8 protein-coding genes are annotated in these 7,830 nt (G+C 71.0%); 5 read left to right on the top strand and 3 right to left on the bottom strand.

What is annotated here, in order from left to right; genetic code table 11:
• Nucleotides 1-64 precede the first annotated feature (64 nt).
• Entirely contained in the window at nt 65-427 is a 363-nt protein-coding gene (locus BXY45_RS18005) for a helix-turn-helix domain-containing protein (protein WP_170131589.1), read from the bottom strand.
• 78 nt (nt 428-505) lie between these two features.
• On the opposite strand from BXY45_RS18005, the gene BXY45_RS18000 reads away from it, so the two are divergent.
• From BXY45_RS18000 to BXY45_RS17985, 4 genes are read left to right on the top strand one after another with little or no spacing between them, the layout of a single operon-like run.
• The gene (locus BXY45_RS18000; RefSeq protein WP_211319718.1) at nt 506-1,795 is read left to right on the top strand and encodes an ABC transporter substrate-binding protein; all 1,290 of its coding nucleotides are present in this window, start codon (nt 506-508) and stop codon (nt 1,793-1,795) included.
• A complete protein-coding gene (locus tag BXY45_RS17995; protein WP_109775907.1) occupies nt 1,792-2,673 on the top strand; it encodes a carbohydrate ABC transporter permease in 882 nt (293 codons plus the stop codon). The genes BXY45_RS18000 and BXY45_RS17995 overlap by 4 nt, the downstream gene beginning before the upstream one ends.
• Nucleotides 2,673-3,590 (top strand): carbohydrate ABC transporter permease, encoded by a 918-nt coding sequence (locus BXY45_RS17990; RefSeq protein WP_109775906.1) that lies wholly within the window; start codon nt 2,673-2,675, stop codon nt 3,588-3,590. The genes BXY45_RS17995 and BXY45_RS17990 overlap by 1 nt, the downstream gene beginning before the upstream one ends.
• Nucleotides 3,587-5,305: a glycoside hydrolase family 13 protein gene (locus tag BXY45_RS17985; RefSeq protein WP_172601970.1), complete on the top strand. Its 1,719-nt coding sequence runs from the start codon at nt 3,587-3,589 to the stop codon at nt 5,303-5,305. Before BXY45_RS17990 ends, BXY45_RS17985 begins: the two co-directional genes overlap by 4 nt.
• Here the strand turns inward: BXY45_RS17985 and BXY45_RS17980 are convergent.
• Entirely contained in the window at nt 5,295-6,629 is a 1,335-nt protein-coding gene (locus tag BXY45_RS17980) for an FAD-dependent oxidoreductase (protein ID WP_109775904.1), read from the bottom strand. The genes BXY45_RS17985 and BXY45_RS17980 overlap by 11 nt on opposite strands.
• Before the next feature lie 40 nt (nt 6,630-6,669).
• On the bottom strand, nt 6,670-7,068 hold the full coding sequence (locus tag BXY45_RS17975) for a TIGR03618 family F420-dependent PPOX class oxidoreductase (RefSeq protein ID WP_109775903.1): 399 nt from the start codon (nt 7,066-7,068) through the stop codon (nt 6,670-6,672).
• Nucleotides 7,069-7,114: 46 nt separating this feature from the next.
• On the opposite strand from BXY45_RS17975, the gene BXY45_RS17970 reads away from it, so the two are divergent.
• Entirely contained in the window at nt 7,115-7,576 is a 462-nt protein-coding gene (locus BXY45_RS17970) for an OsmC family protein (protein ID WP_109775917.1), read from the top strand.
• The last annotated feature ends 254 nt before the right edge of the window (nt 7,577-7,830 follow it).

The following is a 7,830-nucleotide window of genomic DNA, read 5'->3' as shown; positions in this document are numbered from 1 at the left end:
TTTGAGCGGACCGATCCATCCTTCGGGGTCCCACCCTCGACTCGCAACCCAAGGTCACGCAGCGTCACCGCCGACGCGCTAGTGGCAAAGGCTCACTGGAGGCCTCGACGCCCACCACCACGCCAGCCTGCGCTCGCAGCCCGTAGCGGCGGGCGGGGCGTCCGCGGGAGTAGCTGCCGTGGGTGCGCTGGTCGGCGAGCTCTTCCACCCAGCCGGTGGAGATGAGGTCGGCGCAGACGTCATGGACGGTGGCACGCGTCAGCCCCGTCGTCGCGATCAGATCGCTGCCGGTGACCGGTTCGCCGTGCCACAGGGCCTGCAGGACAGCCGTGGTCGAGGTGAGGCGCAGTGCGCGCGTCGTGGAAGACGTCGGCGGGTGCTCCCTCGGGCGGTGGACAAACCCAGCACTTGACTCTGCGGCGGTCACGGGGGAACCTTGCCGCAAGTTCCTTCAGGTCGTCAATCAAATACCCCGCACTGCGGGATCCAGCACGAAGGAGTGCTCGTGAACGGACCTCCGGGCGGCGGCGTGAGCCGCCGGTCCCTGCTCAAGCTCCTCGGCGTCGGTGCCGCCGCGGGGACGCTCCCGCTGACGACCGCCGGCTGTGGCTCGGGCGCCGCCAGCGGCGCGACCACGCTGCGCTGGCTGGCCAACAAGCCGGAGGTGCTGGCCTACTTCGACGACCTCGCCACGCAGTTCAATGCGAGCCAGGCCCGGGTCTTCATCGACCACGACGGCACGCAGGCGTCGATCGTGCCGCAGTTCGTGCGGGGGGTCCCGCCGGACGTCGCCTGCTACAACTACAACCTCGAGACGTCGAACTACGTCCGCGGTGGAGTGCTCGCCGACCTCGCCGACCGCCCGGCCGCGCAGCAGATCAACCCCAGCTACCAGGCCCTGGTGGACCAGTACGCCACCTACGAGGGCCAGACCAGTGTGCTTCCCTGGTCGGTGACAGCGGCGGGTGTCATCTACAACGTCCAGCTCTTCGCCGACAACGGCGTCGAGGTACCCACCACGTACCCCGAGCTGCTCGCCGCCTGCCAGAGGTTCCAGGCCGCCGGCGTGACGCCGATCTACACGACCGCCCGCGACGTGTGGACGCTCGGGCAGGGCATGTGGGACTACGCCACCGGCAGCGGCGCGGACGTCCCGGCGTTCTTCAAGGCCAAGCTCGCTGAGGGCGACACCTCCGGGAAGCCGACGTTCCTCGAGACCTTCAGGCCGGTAATGACGAACGTCCTGGAGCTGCGGCGCTACTTCAACCCCGACTTCCCCTCCAAGACCTACGCCGACGGCAACCTCGCGATGGGGCAGGGGCGGGTCGCGATGTACCTGCAGGGACCGTGGGCCCTGGGGGAGATCGCCAAGACGGATCCGGACCTGGAGCTGGGGACCTTCTCGCTGCCGATGACAGAGGATCCCGACGACCGGGCCGTCCGCGTCAACCTCGACCTCGCGATGTGGGTGCCCACCGCCAGTGCCGACGTCGAAGGAGCCCTCGCGTTCGTCGACTGGATGATGACCCCCGAGGTGTGCGCCACCTACAACCAGAAGAACCTGGCCTTCTCGCCCCTGCTGGGCGCCCAGGGCACCACCGACCCGCGCACGGCCGGGCTCGCGCCCTACCTCGAGGCGGGTCGCATCTACCAGGGCGCGGGGACCTTCGTGCCCAACACCATCCCGCTCTGGAACTACTTCCAGGGCGCCCTCCTCGATGGAGACGGAGACGGCATGCTGCGCATCCTCGACGCCGACTGGGACCGCCTCGCCAAGCGGTCGGCGCTCGCATGAGCGCCACCCGCCCGGCGGCGGTCACCGTGCGCCGGACGCGCAAGAAGGTCGACGCGGCCTTCTATCTCATGCTGCTGCCCGCGCTGCTGCTGTTCACGCTGCTCATCGTCGGTCCGGCACTGGCGGGCATGTTCTTCTCCGTCACCAACTACGTCGGCTACGGCGAGTACAGCTTCATCGGGGTGTCGAACTACCTCGTGCTCTTCACCGACCCGCGCATCCTGCGCTCCTACGGCTTCACCATCGGCTTCTCCGTGGTGACCGTGCTGCTGGTCAACGCGATCGCTCTGTTCCTCGCGGTGCTGCTCAACTCGAGGATCAAGTTCAAGACGGCGCTGCGCGGGGTCTTCTTCATCCCGATGGTGGTCTCGGGCATCGTCATCGCGTACGTCTTCAACTACGTCTTCTCGACCACCATCCCCGCCGTGTTCGGTGGCAGCAGCATCCTGGCGAACGCGGACTGGGCGTGGGTGGCCGTCGTCGTCGTCACCGCCTGGCAGGCCGTCCCCAGTGCCCTGATCATCTACTTGGCCGGCCTGCTGGCCATCCCCGAGGAGGTCTACGAGGCCTCGTCGCTCGACGGCGCCTCCCCGTGGCGGCAGTTCACGGCCATCACGCTGCCGCTCATGGCGGGGTACGTGGTGATCAACACCGTGCTCGGCTTCAAGAACTTCCTCAATGCCTACGACATCATCGTCGGCCTCACCGACGGTGGGCCGGGCACGTCGACGTCGTCCGTGGCCATGACCATCTTCACGGGCTTCACCAGCGGCGACTACGCCTACCAGATGGCCAACGCGGTGGTCTTCTTCGTCATCACCGTGCTCATCTCCATCGCCCAGCTCCGCATCATCAACCGCCGAGGGGTGAGCCTGTAATGGCCATCGCAGCAGATCCGGCCACCGTCGAGACCGCCGCCAAGGCCGCCCGGCGCAACGAAGGCCACCAGCACGGGACCGGTGCGGTCACCGGGCGCGCCAGCCGCAGCGCGTGGCTCGTCACCGGAGTGCTTGCCGTGTGCAGCCTGACGGTGCTCCTGCCGCTGTACCTGACCGTGACCATGGCGTTCAAGACGCCCGCGCAGTCCGTGGACGGCAACGGCTTCTCCCTGCCGGCGCCGTTCAACCCGGGCAGCTTCGCGGACGCCTGGAACCTCGTCGGCTTCCCCACCGCCTTCGTCATCTCGGTGCTCGTCGCGACGGCCAGCGTGGCCGGAGTCATCGTCCTGGCGTCGCTCGCGGCGTTCGCCATCGTCCGCCAGTGGGACCACAAGCTCTTCCGGTACAGCTACTTCTACCTGCTCGCGGCGATGTTCATCCCGTTCCCGGTGATCGCGCTCCCGCAGGTCAAGCTCACCGCGTACCTCAGCCTGGACAACCCCGTCGGAGTGGCGCTGCTGCACGTCATGTTCCAGCTGTCGTTCAGCGTGCTGCTCTACTCCGCCTTCCTGCGCTCCATCCCCGGTGAACTGGAGGAGAGCGCCCGCATCGACGGCGCCACCACGTGGCAGGTCTTCTGGAAGCTGATCTTCCCGCTGCTGGCGCCCATGAACGCCACCGTCGGCATCTTCGCCTTCCTCGCAGCGTGGAACGACTACATGATGCCCTCGCTCATCACCGCGAACTCCGACCTGCAGACGATCCCCGTCATCCAGAAGATCTTCCAGAGCTCGTTCTCCACGGACTACAACGTGGCGTTCGCTAGCTACCTCATGGCGATGGCGCCGACGATCGTCGTCTACGTCTTCGCCCAGCGTTGGGTGATGTCAGGCATGACGCGAGGGGCCATCAAGTGACCGCCCACCCCACGGAACAGCGGCCCTGGTGGCGGCAGGCCGTCGTCTATCAGGTCTACCCGCGCTCCTTCGCCGACTCCGACGGCGACGGTGTGGGCGACCTGCGCGGGGTCACCTCGCGGGTGCCGTACCTGGCCGCATTGGGCGTCGACGCGGTGTGGCTCTCACCGTTCTACCCCTCGGCCCTGTCCGACGGCGGATACGACGTCGACGACCACCGTGGGGTAGACCCGCGGTTGGGCACCCTGGCCGACTTCGACGAGATGACGCAGGCGCTGCACACGGCCGGAATCCGCGTCGTCGTCGACATCGTCCCCAACCACACCTCCGACCGGCACCCCTGGTTCCGCGAGGCCCTCGCCTCGCCGCGGGGCTCCGCGGCCCGAGGGCGCTACGTCTTCCGCGACGGGCGCGACGGACCTGCCGGGCCGATGAGCGAACCCCCGTCGACGTGGCAGTCGATCTTCGGCGGCTCGGCGTGGGAACCCGTCGGCGACGGGCAGTGGTACCTGCACGCCTTCGCGCGCGAGCAGCCCGACCTGGAGTGGTCCAACCGGGACGTCCGTGACGACTTCCTGGCCACCCTCAGATTCTGGGCGGACAGGGGCGTGGACGGCTTCCGCGTCGACGTGGCACACGGTCTGGTCCGCGATGTGGACAACAACCTCGACGTGGAGCTGCCCAGCACCCACAGCGCTCTCTACGACGACGGCAGCCACCCCCTGTGGGACCGTGACGAGCTCATGGACGTCTACCGCGAGTGGCGGACGCTCTTCGACACCTACGACCCGCCGCGCGCGGCGGTCGCCGAGGCGTCGGTGCACCCCTCCCGGCGCTGGCGCTACTCCGATCCCAGCAGCCTCGGGCAGGCGTTCACCTTCGACCTCTTCGAGGCCGGGTGGAACGCGGCGCAGCTGCGCCGCGGCGTGGAGCTGGGCCTGGAGCAGCTGGACGTCGGCGCCTCATGCACGTGGACGCTCGCTAACCACGACTGCGTGCGCGCCGCCAGCCGGTACGGGCTCCCGCCCGACCCGGAGCTGCCCTCACACGTGGCAGCCAAGGCCTGGGTGACGCGGGACGGCGCCACCCCCGCGCTCGACAAGCCCCTCGGGCTGCGCCGCGCTCGCGCCGGACTGCTGCTGGAGCTGGCGCTGCCCGGCTCGACCTACCTCTACCAGGGGGAAGAGCTCGGGCTGCACGAAGTGGCCGACCTCCCGCCGGAAGTTCTCCAGGACCCCATCGCCTTCCGCTCCGAGGGCGCCGAGAAGGGGCGCGACGGCTGCCGCGTCCCGATCCCGTGGACTCCCGACGGCTCCTCGTTCGGGTTCGGCCCCGACGGCGGGCTGGACCCGCACCTGCCGCAGCCGGCGTGGTTCGCCGGAGCCGCGGCGTCGGTGCAGGAGGCCGACCCCGGCTCGACGCTGCACCTGCACCGGGTGGCGCTGGAGTTGCGCCGCGAGCTGCTCGGCCCCGAGCAGCTGCGATGGGAGCGTTCGACCGGCGACGTCCTGCACTGGTCGCGGCCGGTGGGTGACGAGCGCGCCGGTGGCGCCCGGGGCGGTGAGCGGTGGCACTGCGTCGTGAACGTCGGGGCCGCCGACGGCAGCGGCCCGTCCGTGCCGCTGCCGACCGGGGAGCTGGTGCTGACCAGCGGCCCCCTCGACGACGGCGGGCACCTGCCGCCGTCGATGACGGCATGGGTGGTCAGTGGCTGACGGCGGCGGACGGGGACGGCGGCGCCGACGGCGACGGGGGACGGCGCGCCCAGGCCGGGGCGCGCTCCGGGCGCACGCCGATCCCCACCACGGCGGCCGGCACCACGGCCAGCTGGGGCACCCGCTGCAGCGCAGCGGTCACGACCCGGGGCGGCCCTCCCTGCGCCCCGGCCAGCACCGGTGCGAGCACCCTCCGGTGGGCCTGCTGCTGCAGCGCCTGCGTCAGCACCGTGGGGAGCGTCCGTCGCCGCTGCACGGCCGCCAGGTCGGTGCGGCGCACCCGCCGCTCGCGCAGGGGCGTCGCGAGCAGGCGGGCCGCCGCGACGGCGTCCTGGACGGCGAGGTTGATGCCCACGCCGCCCACGGGCGACATCGCGTGCGCGGCGTCGCCGAGGCACAGCAGCCCCTCCCGGTGCCAGACGGGCAGCCGGGACAGGCGGACGTCGAGCACGCTCACGTCGTCCATGGACCGGATCGCGTCCGGTGACAGCGCGTTCGCGGCGCGGTCGGGGAGCATCTCGGCGACGTCGCGGCGGAACGCCTCCACGCCGCGCGCCCGCAGCGCCGCGTCACCGCCCTTGGGGCCCAGGTAGGCGACCTGCAGGTACCGCTCGGTGGTGGTGCGACGGGGGATGACGATCATCGCCCGGCCGGGAGCCATCACCGGCAGCAGCCGCGCGTCGGGCTCGTCGTCGTCCACGGGCAGCCGGAACCACCAGACGTCGAAGGGCACCTCGAACTCGCGGGGCTCCAGCTCCGCCGCCCGCCGCGCCGTGGACCGGCGTCCGTCGCAGGCGACCACGAGGTCGGCCTCGAGCTCTCCCTCGACGACACCGCCGTCGTCGGTGCTGCGCCACCGCACACCGGTCACGCGCGCGCCAGCGCTGGTCCCGCGGGCGGGCCCGGTGAGCAGCCCGGTCAGCTCCGTGCTGGTCCGCAGGGTGAACGACGGCTCCTCGCGGGCGGCGTCGGCCAGCAGGGTCAGGAGGTCCCACTGGGGCACCATCGCGATGAAGGGGTGGCGCAGTCCCGGCAGCAGGCGCCCGAGGCGCTCGAAGTCGGCCACGACCGCGCCGCTGCCCGCGGCGAGCTCCACCCGGCGCACCTCGCTGTGCGGGAGCGCGGCGAACCTCTCGTACAGGCCCAGGTCGTCGAGGAGCTGCAGCGTGCTGGGGTGCACGGTGTCGCCGCGGAAGTCCCGGTGGAAGTCGGCGTGCTTCTCCAGCACGGTGACCTCCACACCCGCGCGGGCGAGCAGGAGCCCCAGGACGACGCCCGCCGGGCCCCCGCCGACGACGACGCAGGTGGTCTTCGCAGCGCTCACCGCGCCATGGTCGCGCCGAGGGGGCGGCGCTGGCGAGGGCTCAGCCCCGGGGAGAGGTCACCGAGTCGGCAGCGATCGTCAGCACCAGGCGCACGCCCCCGCCGTCGAACTGCGGGTAGGGCCGGCCCAGGTACTTCATCGACAGCTCGTCGATGCCCTCCTGCCCGCCCTCGGTGGTGGCCTTCACCACCCGACCGCGCACCTGGAAGAAGCGGAACGGGTCGTCAGGGTCCACCACGTTGACGGCCACCCGCGGGTCGCGCGCCACGTTGCGCGCCTTCTGCATCCCGTCCACCACGTTGATGACCACGTTCTCGCCGTCGGTGGTCACCCACGTCTCTGTCAGCTGCGGGGAGCCGTCCGGCATGAGCGTGGCCACGAAGCAGGGGGAGGGCTTGCGGAGGAGGTCCAGGAGGGGCGCGGGGAGGGGCGTGCTCACCCCGCCATCCTGCGCGCTGCCCGTCGTCGGTGCCTATCGTCGGGGCATGAGCAAGGAGACCGTCCCCTTCGTCGTGGACGCCGAAGGCACTGGTGTCGCGCAGCGCCTCGTGGTCGCCGGTGACCACGAGCATGTCTTCACGGCCGACACCTACCCCTCCTTCGGGGGCGAGGACGCCGCCCCCAGCCCCCTCAGCTACCTCCTCGGTGCTCTGACCAGCTGCAACCAGGTCACCGGGAGCCTGGTCGCCTCTGGCCTCGGGATCGCCGTGGGGCGCTGGTCCTTCCACATCCAGGGCGACCTCGACCCCTCCGTCATCGCCGGCGGCGCCGAGGGCAACGCCAACTTCGACAGCGTCTCCGTGCGGGTCACCGTCGAGACGGATGCCGACGAGTCGACCTTCGCGACCTTCCGCACGGAGACCGAGCGCCGCTGCCCAGTGACGCAGATGTTCAAGCGCAGCGGTCTCGCGTACACGAGCGCGTGGCACCGGGTTCCCCTGACCTGACCCAGCAGGGAACGGATGGTTGACCAGGCGGGTGGGGCGCCCCTACCGTCGTCGCCGACCATCCAGAGCGGCCGAGAGACGTGGCTCGTCGACGCCGCAGCAACCCGCGCAGTCCCCCCGGGACGGCGTCAGGTGCTCCCGCCACGGCCGATGGAGGACACCGTGTTGCTCGTCCGACGCCTGCACATCGACCTCGCTCTCGTGACGAGCGGCGGCTGTCGACGCTGACCCCAGCGCCGCCAGTCACCCGCCCG

The organism is Quadrisphaera granulorum (assembly GCF_003149145.1).
GTDB classification, from domain to species: Bacteria; Actinomycetota; Actinomycetes; order Actinomycetales; family Quadrisphaeraceae; genus Quadrisphaera; species Quadrisphaera granulorum.
The sequence above is the reverse complement of the archived record's forward strand: the minus strand, read 5'-3'. Positions and strand labels throughout refer to the sequence as shown.

Excerpts from the sequence above, each read along its gene's own strand:
- BXY45_RS17995 (WP_109775907.1), top strand. The coding sequence starts at position 1,792 with ATGAGCGCCACCCGCCCGGCGGCGGTCACCGTGCGCCGGACGCGCAAG.
- BXY45_RS17990 (WP_109775906.1), top strand. The coding sequence starts at position 2,673 with ATGGCCATCGCAGCAGATCCGGCCACCGTCGAGACCGCCGCCAAGGCC.
- BXY45_RS17970 (WP_109775917.1), top strand. The coding sequence starts at position 7,115 with ATGAGCAAGGAGACCGTCCCCTTCGTCGTGGACGCCGAAGGCACTGGT.